This window comes from Parageobacillus sp. KH3-4, from assembly GCF_022846435.1.
Lineage (GTDB): Bacteria > Bacillota > Bacilli > Bacillales > Anoxybacillaceae > Parageobacillus > Parageobacillus thermoglucosidasius_A.
Genome location: NZ_AP025627.1, coordinates 3,166,618 through 3,181,873, shown reverse-complemented (window position 1 = coordinate 3,181,873; position 15,256 = coordinate 3,166,618). Strand labels below are relative to the sequence as shown.

Annotated in this window: 16 protein-coding genes and 1 pseudogene; 12 read left to right on the top strand and 5 right to left on the bottom strand. The window is 42.8% G+C overall.

Going from position 1 to position 15,256, the window contains the following annotated elements:
• The first annotated feature begins 25 nt into the window (after positions 1-25).
• A complete protein-coding gene (locus tag MWM02_RS16035) occupies positions 26-1,372 on the top strand; it encodes a hemolysin family protein (protein WP_064552660.1) in 1,347 nt (448 codons plus the stop codon).
• A 24-nt stretch (positions 1,373-1,396) separates the two neighbouring features.
• On the opposite strand, the gene MWM02_RS16030 is transcribed toward MWM02_RS16035, so the two are convergent.
• The gene (locus tag MWM02_RS16030) at positions 1,397-2,311 is read right to left on the bottom strand and encodes an RluA family pseudouridine synthase (protein WP_064552659.1); all 915 of its coding nucleotides are present in this window, start codon (positions 2,309-2,311) and stop codon (positions 1,397-1,399) included.
• 133 nt (positions 2,312-2,444) lie between these two features.
• On the opposite strand from MWM02_RS16030, the gene MWM02_RS16025 reads away from it, so the two are divergent.
• On the top strand, positions 2,445-2,843 hold the full coding sequence (locus MWM02_RS16025; protein WP_244402435.1) for a YhcU family protein: 399 nt from the start codon (positions 2,445-2,447) through the stop codon (positions 2,841-2,843).
• Positions 2,844-2,874: 31 nt separating this feature from the next.
• Here the strand turns inward: MWM02_RS16025 and MWM02_RS16020 are convergent, their stop codons facing one another.
• Both MWM02_RS16020 and MWM02_RS16015 read right to left on the bottom strand, forming a co-directional pair.
• A complete protein-coding gene (locus MWM02_RS16020; RefSeq protein WP_244402434.1) occupies positions 2,875-3,351 on the bottom strand; it encodes a thioredoxin family protein in 477 nt (158 codons plus the stop codon).
• Complete coding sequence (locus MWM02_RS16015; protein WP_244402433.1) at positions 3,348-3,791, bottom strand: disulfide formation protein C; 444 nt, start codon at positions 3,789-3,791, stop codon at positions 3,348-3,350. The genes MWM02_RS16020 and MWM02_RS16015 overlap by 4 nt, the downstream gene beginning before the upstream one ends.
• 153 nt (positions 3,792-3,944) lie before the next feature.
• Between MWM02_RS16015 and MWM02_RS16010 the strand changes: the two genes are divergently transcribed.
• The 3 genes from MWM02_RS16010 to MWM02_RS16000 all read left to right on the top strand — a co-directional run bounded on the left by MWM02_RS16010 (position 3,945) and on the right by MWM02_RS16000 (position 8,053).
• Complete coding sequence (locus MWM02_RS16010) at positions 3,945-5,633, top strand: glycoside hydrolase family 13 protein (RefSeq protein WP_244402432.1); 1,689 nt, start codon at positions 3,945-3,947, stop codon at positions 5,631-5,633.
• Between the two features lie 138 nt (positions 5,634-5,771).
• Positions 5,772-6,182, top strand: coding sequence for a CBS domain-containing protein (locus MWM02_RS16005; protein ID WP_420038613.1), 411 nt, complete (start codon positions 5,772-5,774; stop codon positions 6,180-6,182).
• A gap of 116 nt (positions 6,183-6,298) precedes the next feature.
• Positions 6,299-8,053, top strand: coding sequence for a phospho-sugar mutase (locus MWM02_RS16000; RefSeq protein ID WP_064552653.1), 1,755 nt, complete (start codon positions 6,299-6,301; stop codon positions 8,051-8,053).
• 199 nt (positions 8,054-8,252) lie between these two features.
• On the opposite strand, the gene MWM02_RS15995 is transcribed toward MWM02_RS16000, so the two are convergent.
• Complete coding sequence (locus MWM02_RS15995; protein WP_064552651.1) at positions 8,253-8,510, bottom strand: YhdB family protein; 258 nt, start codon at positions 8,508-8,510, stop codon at positions 8,253-8,255.
• A 184-nt stretch (positions 8,511-8,694) separates the two neighbouring features.
• On the opposite strand from MWM02_RS15995, the gene MWM02_RS15990 reads away from it, so the two are divergent.
• Positions 8,695-8,940 (top strand): MFS transporter, encoded by a 246-nt coding sequence (locus MWM02_RS15990; protein WP_232509614.1) that lies wholly within the window; start codon positions 8,695-8,697, stop codon positions 8,938-8,940.
• Between the two features lie 24 nt (positions 8,941-8,964).
• On the opposite strand, the gene MWM02_RS15985 is transcribed toward MWM02_RS15990, so the two are convergent.
• Entirely contained in the window at positions 8,965-9,552 is a 588-nt protein-coding gene (locus MWM02_RS15985) for a DedA family protein (RefSeq protein ID WP_244402431.1), read from the bottom strand.
• A gap of 357 nt (positions 9,553-9,909) precedes the next feature.
• Between MWM02_RS15985 and MWM02_RS15980 the strand changes: the two genes are divergently transcribed.
• From MWM02_RS15980 to MWM02_RS15955, 6 genes and pseudogenes are all read left to right on the top strand, one after another.
• A complete protein-coding gene (locus MWM02_RS15980) occupies positions 9,910-10,257 on the top strand; it encodes an ArsR/SmtB family transcription factor (RefSeq protein ID WP_064552650.1) in 348 nt (115 codons plus the stop codon).
• 95 nt (positions 10,258-10,352) lie between these two features.
• Positions 10,353-11,347, top strand: a pseudogene (arsB, locus tag MWM02_RS15975) (ACR3 family arsenite efflux transporter).
• Positions 11,348-11,367: 20 nt separating this feature from the next.
• The gene (gene arsC / locus MWM02_RS15970) at positions 11,368-11,790 is read left to right on the top strand and encodes an arsenate reductase (thioredoxin) (RefSeq protein WP_244402430.1); all 423 of its coding nucleotides are present in this window, start codon (positions 11,368-11,370) and stop codon (positions 11,788-11,790) included.
• A gap of 167 nt (positions 11,791-11,957) precedes the next feature.
• The gene (locus MWM02_RS15965) at positions 11,958-12,752 is read left to right on the top strand and encodes an arsenite methyltransferase (RefSeq protein ID WP_244402429.1); all 795 of its coding nucleotides are present in this window, start codon (positions 11,958-11,960) and stop codon (positions 12,750-12,752) included.
• Positions 12,753-12,854: 102 nt separating this feature from the next.
• Positions 12,855-13,346: a GNAT family N-acetyltransferase gene (locus MWM02_RS15960; RefSeq protein ID WP_244402428.1), complete on the top strand. Its 492-nt coding sequence runs from the start codon at positions 12,855-12,857 to the stop codon at positions 13,344-13,346.
• Between the two features lie 287 nt (positions 13,347-13,633).
• Positions 13,634-15,055, top strand: coding sequence for a SpoVR family protein (locus tag MWM02_RS15955; protein ID WP_064552645.1), 1,422 nt, complete (start codon positions 13,634-13,636; stop codon positions 15,053-15,055).
• Positions 15,056-15,256: the final 201 nt, after the last annotated feature.

The following is a 15,256-nucleotide window of genomic DNA, read 5'->3' as shown; positions in this document are numbered from 1 at the left end:
CGCACGATCCGCGCCCGGAAACCAATTGGACATAGTCAATTTATTGATAGTGGCTTTGCTTATCGCATGTACCGCTTTTTTTGTAGCTTCGGAATTTGCGATTGTCAAAGTTCGCAGCTCGCGCATTGACCAATTAGTTAGCGAAGGAAACAAACGGGCGATTGCTGCCAAAAAGGTGATTTCTAACCTTGACGGCTATTTATCGGCGAATCAATTAGGCATTACGATGACGTCGCTGGGGCTTGGTTGGCTCGGTGAACCAACGGTGGAAAGGATACTAACGCCGCTTTTTGAGCGCATCCATTTATCGGAGTCGCTTTCGCACGTTTTATCCTTCGTTATTGCCTTTTCGGCGATTACGTTTCTTCATGTCGTGGTCGGCGAGCTGGCACCAAAAACGTTTGCCATTCATAAAGCAGAAGCGATCACGCTGTTTACCGCACAACCGCTTATTTTATTTTATAAAGCGATGTATCCGTTTATTTGGACGCTCAACAATTCAGCGCGCCTTGTCACCAAAGTGTTTGGGCTGCAGCCGGCCGCAGAACATGAAATTGCCCATTCCGAAGAAGAGCTGCGCCTCATTTTATCAGAAAGCTACAAAAGCGGGGAGATTAACCAATCGGAATATCGGTATGTGAACAATATTTTTCGTTTTGACGACCGGATTGCAAAAGAAATTATGGTGCCGCGCAAAGAAATTGTGGCGCTCGATATCAATCGAAGCGTGAAAGAGAATTTGGAAATTATTAAAGAGGAAAAATATACGCGTTATCCGGTGATCGACGGCGATAAAGACCACGTTCTCGGGCTCATCAACGTGAAAGAAGTGTTTACTGATCTTGTGACAAACCCATCCGCAGAAAAACAAATGAAAGATTATATCCGTCCAATCATTCAGGTAATTGAGTCAATCGCTATTCATGATTTGCTTGTGAAAATGCAGAAAGAGCGCATTCACATGGCAATTTTGGTCGACGAGTACGGCGGAACATCGGGACTTGTCACTGTCGAAGATATTTTAGAAGAAATCGTTGGCGAAATTCAAGACGAATTTGACGTGGATGAAATTCCACTGATCCAAAAAGTGGATGAAACGCGTACGATTGTCGACGGAAAAGTGTTGATTAGCGAAGTGAACGATTTGTTCGGCCTTTCCATCGATGATGATGATGTCGATACGATTGGGGGCTGGATTTTGACGAAACACTATGATATTAAAGTAGGCGATAGCGTCGAAATAGACAATTACTTGTTTACGGTGAAGGAGATGGACGGCCACCATGTGAAAACGGTGGAAGTCTTGAAGCAGGAGAAAGAAGAGGAAACACAAGATGATGTGTTCGGCGAAAAGGAAGAACTTCGTTTATAGGGCAGACGTTTTAGCGTCTGCCTTTTATTGTGAATCGATGTAAAATCGCGCAATATCAACGGGGAAATCGTCAACCGGAGCGACGCATGAAACCGTTTCTTTCGTAAAAGGATGCAAAAACGATAGTTTGACGGCATGTAGCGCTTGGCGATGAAACGTGTTTTCGCCGCCATAAAGAACATCGCCGACTAACGGATGACCGATGTAGCTCATATGGACGCGGATTTGATGCGTGCGTCCGGTGTCAAGGGAAAGCTCGACAAGCGATGCTTGCTCGTTTAAAAACGTATGTAAAACGCGATAGTGCGTCACCGCTTTTGCGCCTGTTCTCGAAACTCTTCGCCTTGTTGGATGATGGCGGTCGCGCCCGATCGGGGCGGAAATCGTTCCAGATTTATTTTTGACAATGCCATGGACGAGCGCTACATACGTCCGTTTGATTTGCCGCTTTTCCAGCATCCGATCGAGCGTCGCGCCTGCAAGCGGATGTTTGGCAAACAAAATCGTTCCCGATGTATCGCGATCAAGCCGGTGAATATGGCGCACTTTCGTCAAAATGCCTTGCGCTTGCAAATAAAAAGCGACCGCGTTCGCTAACGTTCCCGTTTGAAAAGGCTCGGAAGGATGGATATCGATGCCGGCCTCCTTGTTCACAATGAGCAGATGCTCATCTTCCCATAAAACGGAAAGTTCCCGATACTCGGGAAGAATGACAGAAGGCTCAGGCTGATAAAGGTACAGCTGCAAACGGTCATTTTCTCGTAACGTAGTTTGCCATGGCACTTCTTTTCCATTTAATTTAATTCCTTTTTCCATGCGCAGCTGGTGCGCGAATTTTTTCGAAGTGCACCATACTTCTTTCAGCAGCGATTCGATCGTTTGCCCCTGCCAAAAAGAAGGAATGGCGCATTCGAGCCAGTCTCCTTTTTTTAACCACATCGTTCATTTCACTCCGAATTTTTTCCGCGTTGGAAACACTTTCTACCTCTATGTGTACATAATGTATGATACACTCATAGTATCGTTTTGTTAATAATTGCGCAAGCGTGATTGCAAAAAGGTGGCAAGAGCGATGAATACGGCTTATGCGGCAACGAAAGAACAAGAGGGATATATCCATTATTTAGTAAATTATTTTTATACAAACATTTTTCCGTATTATTTCGCTGACGAACAAATTCATGAGTTTGAAAAATGGCAAGTTCTTCCATTAAAAGAAAAACGCGTAAAATACAATGGGACAACGAAGGAAGCGTTTCAAATTATTTCATCGCTGCAATCATTAATTACCGTCATTGAATATGTAGGGAAAAGCGGAGATTGCGGACGGTACCGTGATGTATTTCAGCGGAACGTTGAATTGCTTCGGCGGTACGGCATTATGTTTCCGTTTGCGATAGAGCAGTTTGCCGCCAAGCAGCATTATCCATGCAGCATGTATTTGCCATCACAAAGCGAATGGTTAATGTGAGGCGGAGCTTGCCAGTTGCGGGGCAAGCTCCTTATTGATGGCGATGTTGAATCGAGGAAAACCAGTTGCGGAACACCGCCTCTTCATGATAACCGTCGATTCGTTTTACTTCCTTCCCTTTTTCGTAATGAACAAGCGTTGGTGTCCCTTCAATATGATATTTGTCCCATCCATCTTCAAATTCCAGCAAATTAAACATTTTTAAATCGATTCCCATTTTCTTGGCCAAAGGAACGACGATCGGAGTTGTTTTTTGGCAATGCGGACAAATCGGGCTATAAAAATAGACGGTGACCGTTTCTTTATTTTTTAGCTTCTTTTCTAATTCGTCCGGCAAGATAAGGTTTTGATAGTTCGGGTCGTCAAGCTGCGCAACGGTTGCGGGATCAAGTTCTTTTTTATGGTACGGATTATCTTTGGCAGCTTCTTTTTGCTGATATGACGTGACAAAGGCGAGCGCTGCAAACAGCGCCACAATAATCGATCCAAAAATAAAGAGCTTTTTCAACTTTGTTTCCCTTCTTTCACTTTGCGAATAATGAAGATGCTTAATACGCTAATGAGAGAAAAGGCAACTAGCGCTAAAAATGGAATCGTAATAAAGCCGAGCCAATTAATGTACTGTCCCGTGCAAGGAATGCGGCCACAGGAAATAGCGTGATTTTGAAAAAAAGGTACTTTTTGCAAAAGATAGTGGTAAAGGGAAATAGCCCCGCCGATGACCGACAGCGCCAAGCTATAGCGGGCGATGCTGTATTCTTTGCGAATCGCAGCGAGCCCTAGTAAAATCACTTGCGGATACATAAAAATCCGTTGAAACCAGCAAAGATCGCAAGGGATAAATTTTAAAATTTCGGAAAAGTAAAGGCTGCCAAGCGTTGCGACCAATGAAATCCCCCAGGCGCCGATAAGCGCGTTTTCTAATGTTTTTGCCTTATTGCTGTTCATGACTGAAATCCCCTCATTTTTATGTACATGCCATTTCCATTATATTGGACGAAAAGGAGAATGTAAAATGAATAACCGTTATCTTTTGATTTATAGTACAATACTTATGTGCAACCGCTTTCGTATATGTACATAGACATAGAGGTGAGAAACTTGGAAAGAGTATGGTGGAAAGAAGCAGTTGTGTACCAAATTTATCCGCGTAGTTTTTACGATTCCAATGGGGATGGCATTGGCGATATCTGCGGCATTATCGCGAAGCTTGATTATTTAAAAGAGCTTGGCGTCGATGTTGTATGGCTGTCACCGGTATATAAGTCGCCAAATGATGATAACGGATATGATATAAGCGATTATCGAGAGATTATGGATGAATTTGGCACAATGGCAGATTGGGAAGAAATGCTTGAGGAAATGCATAAACGAGGGATTAAGTTAGTGATGGATTTAGTCGTCAATCATACATCAGATGAGCATCCGTGGTTTGTCGAATCAAGAAAGTCAAAAGACAATCCATATCGCGACTACTATATATGGCGGCCTGGGAAAGATGGAAAAGAACCGAATAACTGGGAGTCCGCTTTTAGCGGTTCTGCCTGGGAATATGATGAAACGACGGGAGAATATTATTTGCATCTTTTTTCTAAAAAACAGCCTGATTTAAACTGGGAAAATCCGAAAGTGCGCCGCGAAGTGTATGAGATGATGAAGTTTTGGCTTGATAAGGGCGTCGACGGTTTCCGCATGGATGTCATTAATATGATTTCCAAAGTGCCGGAATTACCGGACGGCGAACTGCAAAGAGGAAAAAAATACGCGTCGGGAAGCCGATATTATATGAACGGTCCGCGCGTCCATGAATTTTTGCAAGAGATGAACCGGGAAGTGTTGTCGAAATACGACATTATGACGGTCGGAGAAACACCGGGAGTCACACCAAAAGAAGGAATTTTATACACCGATCCATCGCGCCGTGAGTTAAACATGGTGTTTCAATTTGAACATATGGATTTAGATTCAGGGCCTGGCGGAAAATGGGATATTCGTCCATGGTCGTTGGCCGATTTGAAAAAAACGATGACAAAATGGCAAAAAGAATTAGAAGGAAAAGGATGGAACAGTCTTTACTTAAACAATCACGATCAGCCGCGCGCTGTTTCTCGTTTTGGCGATGACGGCAAATATCGGGTCGAATCGGCGAAAATGCTCGCGACATTTCTCCATATGCTGCAAGGAACACCGTATATTTACCAAGGGGAAGAGATCGGAATGACCAATGTGCGCTTTCCGTCGATTGAAGATTACCGCGATATTGAAACGTTAAACATGTATAAAGAACATGTCGAAGAATATGGGGAAGATCCGCAAAAAGTGATGGAAAAAATTTATTATAAAGGGCGCGACAACGCGCGCACGCCGATGCAGTGGGATGATAGCGAAAGCGCAGGATTTACGGCAGGGACGCCGTGGATTCCAGTAAATCCGAATTATAAAGAGATCAACGTAAAAGCGGCGCTCGCCGATCCGAATTCGGTGTTTCATTATTATAAAAAGTTAATTCAACTCCGCAAGCAACATGACATTATTGTCTATGGAACATATGATTTAATTTTGGAAGATGACCCGTATATTTACGCATATACGCGCACGCTGGAAAATGAAAAACTTATTGTGATTACGAATTTTTCTGGAAACAATCCCGTTTTCCGGCTTCCAGATAATATCACCTACAAAACAAAAGAACTGCTTATTAGCAATTACGAAGTCAATGAAGCAGAGGAGCTAAAGGAAATTCGCTTGCGCCCATGGGAAGCGCGCGTATATAAAATCCGTTTGCCATAAAAAATTTCTTTTCCGTGCCAATACAAAGCGGTGCAAACATTATTTTCTACCTATATCCTCCCGCGAATCGGCCACAATAATCGGTGAAAGGGGAGGATCACATTGAATAATGACAACAGCAACAAAGTTCAAGATGTTATGACGAAAAATGTCGCGACCGTTTCTCCTAACCAAACGGTTCAAGAAGCTGCGCAAATCATGAGCCAAAAAAATATTGGTGCTCTTCCAGTAGTGGAAAACGGTCAAGTAAAAGGAATGATTACTGACCGTGACATTACACTCCGCACATCAGCGCAAGGAAAAGATCCAGCTTCCACTCCTGTATCGGAAGTGATGACCAACCGCGTCGTCACCGGTACGCCGAATATGAGCGTGCAAGAAGCGGCAAACGTAATGGCGCAAAATCAAGTCCGCCGTTTGCCAATTGTAGAAAACAATCAGCTTCAAGGCATTGTCGCTCTAGGCGATATCGCGACAAACAGCGCTTCCGATCAAGCGGCGGAACAAGCGTTGACAAACATTTCACAGCCATCGCAACCACAAGGATAAAAGAAGAGAAGGATGTCTCTTTTTTGTGAGACATCCTTTTTCTTTTGTTCGGTATATTGTATGATGATAACGAATACATAAAAAACAAGGAATTTATCGATCCGGAGGGATGTCCGTTGAATTGGAAGAGAAAATATGAGCAATGGTTAGCATATGAGCCGTTAGATGAAGAATTAAAGCGTTCATTAAAGGAGCATCAACGCGACCTTCAGTGGCTTGAAGATTGCTTTTATAAAAATTTAGAGTTTGGCACAGGGGGCATGCGTGGGGAAATCGGCCCGGGGACAAACCGGATGAACGTATATACGATTCGGAAAGCATCAGAAGGTTTAGCGCGGTACATAGAATCGTTTGGCGAAGATGCGAAAAAGCGCGGTGTCGTTATTGCTTACGATTCGCGGCACAAGTCGCGGGAATTTGCGATGGAAGCGGCGAAAACGCTGGCTACTCATGGTATTCAAACGTATGTATTCGATGAACTGCGGCCGACGCCCGAGCTTTCGTTTGCTGTTCGCTATTTGCGCGCATTTTCCGGCGTCGTCATCACCGCAAGCCATAATCCGCCAGAATATAATGGATATAAAGTGTACGGCGAAGACGGTGGGCAGCTTCCTCCAGAGACGGCAGATGCGGTCATTCGATACGTCAATGAAGTGGAAAATGAATTGGATATCGATGTTGAAGATGAAGCGATTTTGAAAGAAAAAGGCCTTATTCAAATGATTGGAGAAGAAGTGGACAGTGCCTATATTGACGCTGTAAAGACGATTTCGCTTCAACCGAAGCTTGCGGAAGAGGTCGATGTTAACATTGTTTTCACGCCGCTGCACGGCACGTCCAACAAGCCGATCCGTCGCGCGTTAAAGGAACTTGGATACCGCAATGTATTTGTGGTGAAAGAACAAGAACAGCCAGATCCGAATTTTTCTACCGTTGCGTCGCCAAATCCGGAGGAACACGCGGCGTTTGCCTTAGCGATAGCACTTGGCAAAGAAGTTAATGCTGATTTGTTAATTGCGACAGATCCTGACGCCGACCGATTAGGGATTGCCGTAAAAAATGAAAAAGGAGACTATGTCGTACTGACCGGGAACCAAACAGGCGGCTTATTGCTTCATTACCTGCTGTCACAAAAGAAAGAAAGGGGAATATTGCCGGAAAACGGAGTAGTGCTAAAAACGATTGTTACGTCTGAGTTTGGCCGCGCGATTGCGCAGTCTTTCGGCTTGGATACAGTGGATACGCTAACAGGATTTAAATTTATCGGCGAAAAAATCAAAGAATATGAACAAACTGGTCAGTATACGTTCCAATTTGGCTACGAGGAAAGCTATGGCTATTTAATCGGTGATTTTGTACGTGATAAGGATGCGGTGCAAGCAGCGGTATTAGCGGTGGAAGTATGTGCTTTTTATAAAAAACAAGGCATGTCTTTATACGAAGGATTGCTGCGATTGTTTGACCAATACGGATATTACCGCGAAGAGCAGCAGTCGTTGACGCTAAAAGGGAAAAAAGGATCAGAAACGATCCAAGCGATTTTAACATCGTTCCGCAATGAACCTCCGACAGAGGTGGCAGGAAAAAAAGTAATCGTGATCGAGGATTACAAAACGAAAGAACGGGTAAACGCTGCGACTGGCGAAAAAACGTTGATTGCGCTTCCAACCTCCAACGTATTAAAGTACATATTGGAGGACGATTCATGGTTTTGTTTGCGTCCGTCGGGGACAGAGCCAAAAATTAAAGTGTATTTCGGTGTTAAAGGAGAGTCGCTCTCTGACAGCGAAGCGAAGCTGCAACAACTTTCCGGCGCGGTAATGGAGCGGGTGCGCCATTTTTTAAATACCGCTTCATCGCTTCAATCATAAGCAAAATGATAACGTCTGGGGGCAATGAAGCTAAGAGGGACGATGCGGATTTTGCTAATTCCGGCCAAGTTGTTCGAGAAAACGTAAGCGGCGCATGTTTTATTGATAACATTATTTTTCGTCCACTCATTCAACCGTATTTTTTGCAAGAGATGAAACAGACAATGCCATTTTCGGCATTGTCTGTTTTGCATTGCTTTCATTGATACAGGCAAGCGTACTGCTCGGTTCCCGTTTTTTGTTCGCTTGCCTCAAGAGCATGGTCGATGTAACGCAACAGAGCGGTTAGACGCTTTTGAATGATCGAGTAATCATGCTCGAAGTTGTAAGCATGAAGAAATTTTTCAATTTTTTTCGAAAGCAAATCGTCTTGTGTGCGCACCATTAAAATAAGCAAGTTATCCCATTCGGACCGGTGTGTGTAATACAACGCTTTATCATAATCCAGCGTGTTCAATGGGCATGCCTCCTTTACAGCAGGAGTTATCGTTAGTGTATGATGCCGGGGCTCGTTTTTGCACTGTAAATGTTACAATGGTAGGTAAAAAATAAATTATAACCTAAATAAGCGGGGAAAAGTAAAAATAAATATTGCAATTTTGTGACAAAAATGATATCCTCAAAGCAAGGGGATGGTGAAAATGATGGAACGTTATGAAGGTGAAGGCAAAGAGATTACGCAAATGTGCAAAATGATCGCTGCTGTAGGGTTAATTGTCGGCATTTCCTTGTTTTTGTTGAGTTTTGTTGCAAACGCTTACAATAAAGACTTTTTTCTTACGATCATCAGCTTAGGCATTATAGGTGCTTCCATGTTTATGTTTGGATTTGGAACGTTTATGGGGATTTTAATGGAAACATACGGAAATACCAAAACAAGCATGTAAAACACCGGCCTTTTGGCCGGTGTTTTACTTCTTCTTTTGCTGATAATACCAATAAAAAGCGAACAAGCAAATAAATGCGACTATAAAAAAGGCGCGATATTTATCCATATATTGCTTCATCGTCATCCAATTTTCCCCTAAATAATTGCCGATCGTCAGAAAGGTGAGAATCCAGACAAATGCACCGCTATAGGCGTACACCATAAATTTTTTCCCGTCGTATGCGTTCGCGCCGGCTAAAAAAGCGGCAACATGACGGACACCAGGGATAAAATAGCAAATAAACAACACGGATGGTCCTAATTTGGCGAATAACGTTTTCGTTTGCTCCATCCGCTTGTCGGTAATATGTATAGTCGGCCCCACTTTTCGTAAAAACGGTAATCCGAGTTTTACCCCTAAAAAATAACTAATGGAAATACCTGTTATAGCGCCGATAAAGCTAAAAACAAATGCGATAGGATATGACATAAAACCTGTGGAAATTTGGTATCCAACGTACGTAAGCAGAAGTTCATCCGGAATTGGCATACCGACGATCCCCAGCATTAACACGATCATAATACCAATGTACCCAAAATGGCCGATCACATAATGTAAATAATGTCCCACTGTATCACCACACTTTAACGAATTTAAAGAATGAAGCGATGAACCGGAATATTATTGCTAATGTTTATTATAAACAATGCATACGTGAGTCAAGTCCAAATTATTGTGTAAAATTCCACCATCAGTACAGTAAACTTGGGACACCAGAAATAAAAATCACTTTTCGCTTATTTTATATAAGTATATAGTTATATAATTATTAAAGGGAAGAGTAAGTACAGTTATACTACAATATCGATGTCGTGGATATGAATGATGTAACATCAATAATAAAGGGATTTAGAAGTACTATTTTCCATTTTCAGACTGTATATAAGTAAATAGCTATATAATTATACAATAATAGGGGGTGTTTCCATGCAAAAAACAGCAGTGGAAATAGAAAAAGCCTCACACGTTTTAAAATTGCTTGGTGATAAAACACGTTTAACGATCATGGCAATTTTAAAACGACGTGAGTGTTGTGTATGTGAGCTTCTGGCGGTGTTTGACATGAGTCAGCCGGCGATTAGTCAGCATCTTCGCAAGCTAAAAGATGCAGGATTAGTAAAAGAAGATAGAAGGGGGCAGTGGATTTATTATTCCCTCAATCCACAAAGTGAGTTATATGATTTTATCCAAGATATTTTGCAACATATTCCAGATCAAGCGGAGAATATTCGTAAGATTGAGGAAACCAACCCTGCGCTTCGTTGCGGTTGTTAATCTACAATGTAAATTGGGAGGAAAAAACGAATCATACGGGGAAAAAACGCCTATCGTTCTTGGATCGATATCTAACGCTTTGGATTTTTCTTGCTATGGCAGCAGGAATTGGCTTAGGATTCGTCTTTCCGGGTTTTATAGACGTAATGAACAGCTTGCAGGTAGGAACGACATCGATTCCAATTGCCATTGGCTTAATTTTCATGATGTATCCTCCGTTAGCAAAAGTTCGCTACGAGGAGATGGGACGCGTCTTTAAAAATGCGAAAGTATTAGTGTTATCGCTCGTACAAAACTGGATTATTGGACCGATTCTTATGTTTGTGTTGGCGATTGTATTCTTGCCGGATAAACCGGAATACATGGTCGGACTCATCTTAATCGGTCTGGCCCGTTGTATTGCAATGGTCATTGTCTGGAATGATTTAGCCAAAGGAGACAGGGAGTACGCAGCTGGACTTGTGGCGTTTAACTCTGTATTCCAAATGCTATTTTACTCTGTTTATGCGTATGTGTTTGCGACGATCATTCCAGAATGGTTAGGGCTAAAAGGCGCTGTCGTTCATATTACAATATGATGGAAGTCGCTAAGTCGGTAGCTATTTACTTAGGGATTCCGTTTTTGGGCGGAATGCTGACGCGCTTTGTCTTGGTAAAAGCAAAGGGAAGACAATGGTATGAGAAGGTATTCATTCCAAAAATCAGCCTGATTACATTGATTTCTTTATTGTTTACGATTATCGTCATGTTTTCTTTAAAAGGGGACGTTATTGTAAGCTTGCCGCTGGATGTAGTGAGAGTCGCCATTCCATTGTTCATTTACTTTGTATTGATGTTCTTCGTTTCCTTTTTCTTAGGGAAGAAATTTGGGGCGAGCTACCCTGTAACGACAACACTTGCCTTTACAGCCGGCAGCAATAACTTTGAGTTAGCAATTGCCGTAGCTGTTGGCGTGTTTGGGATCGATTCCGGTGCAGCGTTTGCAGCTGTCATTGGGCCGCTTGTCGAAGTGCCTGTCATGATTGCGTTAGTCAACGTGGCACTATGGTTTCAACGAAAATACTTTAAAACAGAATCAGTATCATACTAACAACAGAGGTGGAATGAAACATGAAAAACAAAAAGGTCATTTACTTCTTATGCACGGGAAACTCTTGCCGCAGCCAAATGGCAGAAGGATGGGCGAAAAAATATCTTGGCGACGAGTGGGAAGTATACAGCGCCGGTATTGAAGCGCATGGACTAAATCCAAACGCGGTAAAAGTCATGAAAGAAGCAGGGATTGATATTTCGAACCAAACGTCGGATGTCATTGATCCGGAAATTTTAAATAAAGCAGATCTTGTTGTGACGTTATGCGGCCATGCGGCAGATCACTGTCCAGTAACCCCGCCGCGTGTGAAACGTGTCCATTGGGGATTTGATGATCCGGCAAAGGCGGAAGGAACGGAAGAGGAAAAATTAGCCGTATTCCGCCGCGTCCGTGATGAAATCGGCGCGCGCATCAAAAAATTTGCGGAAACTGGCGAATAAGATGCAAAATTTAGTAAAAAAACGCCGCTTCCTGAAAATAGAGGGGGACACACGTTATCGTTAACCACCGAGGGAAAATTTATAGCAACAACCATTGATCGAAAAATAAATCGATAATTTAGGACGAAGTATTTTCACATATGACGGAATTAAGGAGTGATAAACTTATGAATCACATTACTCACGATCAAATCCGGCAAAATGTCCGCAACCGCTATAAGCAAATTGCTCTGCAAGAAGTAAATTTTGGCGGATGTTGTTCAGACTTTTCCGAATGTTACAGTACACCTAGTGAGATATCGGCAAAACTAGGGTACTCGGATGAGGAATTATCTGCCGTGCCAAAAGGAGCCAATCTTGGACTTGGTTGCGGCAATCCGATAGCAATTGCGGAATTGAAACCCGGAGAAGTGGTGTTGGATCTTGGCTGCGGTGCCGGTTTCGATTGCTTTTTGGCCGCTCGTCAGGTTGGAGAAACCGGACGCGTCATTGGCGTGGATATGACGCCAGAAATGATCAGCAAAGCACGCAGCAATGCTGCCAAGGGCGGCTTTGCCAACACCGAATTTCGGTTAGGAGAGATCGAATATTTACCGGTGGAAGATGGTTTGGTCGATGTCATTATTTCTAATTGTGTCATTAACCTTTCCCCAGATAAGCCCAAAGTGTTCAAGGAAGCCTATCGTGTGCTGAAACCAAGAGGGCGCCTTGTCATTTCCGATGTTGTGGCGACGGCAGAACTTCCAGCGGAAATCAAAAACAATATGGATGTTTTGTATTCCAGTTGCATATCAGGTGCAGCATCGATTGGAGAACTGGAATCCATGTTACAACAGAGTGGATTCACACAGATCACTATTGAACCGAAAGATGAATCGAAGGAGTTTATCAAAGATTGGGTGCCTGGAACGGACATCGCTGATTACATTGTTTCTGCGGTCATTAAAGCAATGAAACCGTAAAAATGTGGTGTGACAGCTCGGAACCTCGTTGGATAAGAGAAATATAATGGAGCGAGCTGTTTCCTACGATCATTCCGATCTCACAGAAGGAGGAACTTTGATATGAACATTCGCCGCTTTCGCGGAGAAGATTGGCTGCAAGTAAAGGAAATTTACGAGCAAGGGATTGCAACAGGGCAAGCAACGTTTGAAACGACGGCACCATCGTTGGAAAAATGGGAATCGACGATTGCTGCAAATTTATGTTTGATCGCTGAAAACGAAGTGGGTATTCAAGGCTGGTGTAAGATAAGTAAAGTATCGCATCGCTGCGTGTATGAAGGAGTAGGAGAGGTGAGTGTGTATGTTCGAGATGTGAGTCGAGGAAAAGGAGTGGGAAAACAACTTCTGCAAGCCATGATCAAAGAATCAGAGGCAAAAGGATTTTGGACTTTAACTGCAGGGGTTTTTCCCGAAAACATACCAAGTCTACGTTTGCATCAAAGTGTTGGATTTCGCAAAGTAGGCGTACGACAACGTATAGGAAAGTTAAATGGGGTATGGCGTGATGTCGTATTGCTTGAACGGCGCAGTCCAGTTGTAGGGATAGATTAGATTTATTGATTTTTAGCCATTCCTTCTCATGGTTAGGAACTGTTGATCGACATACGCAACAACTGGCGCAATGCGCCATGGACGAAATGAAGGCATGCTTCCCCTCCTTAGCAACATGGGAGATTGTCCTTAATGCCACATTTTTATGTCCTGCTTCTTGCTTAATAAGTAAAGAATCGTCTTAGTTTTCGGGAAGGACATATGATTTTTTTCTAGGTTTGGACTTAAGCGTATCAAAATTTCGTTTTCCTCATACATTGTGATAAGAGGAAAAGGGGGGGATGTGCATGCGGCAGGATGAATTAAAGGAGTTGGAGCGGGCGATTGCCGAGATTACAGAAATCGCCGAAGGATTTGGATTGGACTTTTATCCGATGCGATATGAAATTTGTCCGGCCGATATTATTTACACCTTTGGCGCATACGGCATGCCAACACGTTTTTCCCATTGGAGCTTTGGCAAGCAGTTTCATAAAATGAAGCTGCATTACGATTTGGGATTAAGCAAAATTTATGAACTGGTGATCAATTCCGATCCGTGTTACGCATTTTTGTTGGATACAAATACGCTTATTCAAAATAAATTGATCGTCGCGCACGTGCTGGCGCATAGCGACTTTTTTAAAAATAACGTGCGCTTTAGCAACACAAAGCGCGATATGATCGAAAGCATGGCGGCGACCGCCGAGCGAATCAAACATTACGAACACCAATACGGAAAATTGGAAGTGGAAAAGTTTTTAGATGCAGTGTTGGCGATTCAAGAGCATATCGATCCGTCGCTGCTTCGTCCAAAGCTGTCGTGGACATGGGAAGATACGGAAGTGTATGAAGAGGAAGAGCCGCCAAAGATAGCGACGCCATACGACGATTTATGGAGTCTTGATGAAAAAGACAAACCTGCTCCGCCACCGCGCAAAAAGCGCAGAAAGTTTCCGCCGCAGCCGGAAAAAGACGTACTGTTGTTTATTGAGGAATATAGCCGGGAACTGGAAGATTGGCAGCGCGATATTTTGACGATGATGCGCGAAGAAATGCTCTATTTCTGGCCGCAGCTTGAGACGAAAATTATGAACGAAGGTTGGGCGACGTATTGGCATCAACGAATTTTGCGGGAAATGGATTTAACGAGCGACGAGGCGGTTGAATTTGCGAAATTAAATGCCAATGTCGTACAGCCGTCACGCACAGGCATTAACCCGTATTATTTAGGATTGAAAATTTTCGAAGACATTGAGGAACGCTGGAATAATCCAACAGAGGAAATGAAAAAACGAGGCATTAAGCCAGGATCGGGACGCGAAAAAATTTTTGAAGTGCGCGAATTGGAATCCGATATTTCGTTTTTGCGCAATTATTTAACGAAAGAGTTAGTGATGCGCGAAGATATGTATTTATTCCAAAAGCAAGGAAAAGAGTATAAAATTGTTGATAAAGATTGGGAGCACGTTCGCGACCAGCTCGTCAGCATGCGTGTCAATGGTGGATTTCCATACATTACAGTAAATGATGGAGATTATATGCGCAATGGTGAGCTATATTTAAAGCATTGGTATGAAGGAATCGAATTAGATATAAAATACTTAGAAAAAGTGCTTCCGTACATTTATCAGCTATGGGGGCGCTCTGTTCATATGGAGACGGTCGTGGAAGAGAAGCCTGTATTATTTACGTATGATGGAAAAATGGTGGATCGAAAATATATATAATTGTGACATAGAGCTGCTCTAAAGGCAGCTTTTTATTTGTTTGTTATTGCGTTCATTTGCATACAATAAAAACATAACAGCAGTTCGAAAAGGGAATTTTATTTGGTTTTTAGCACTTTTAATTGTTGTTCGGTGATTATTTTTTGTTTCTTTTTGTATAAAATATAAGGAAATGGTTATCATCATTGTCGATGGTAGCCA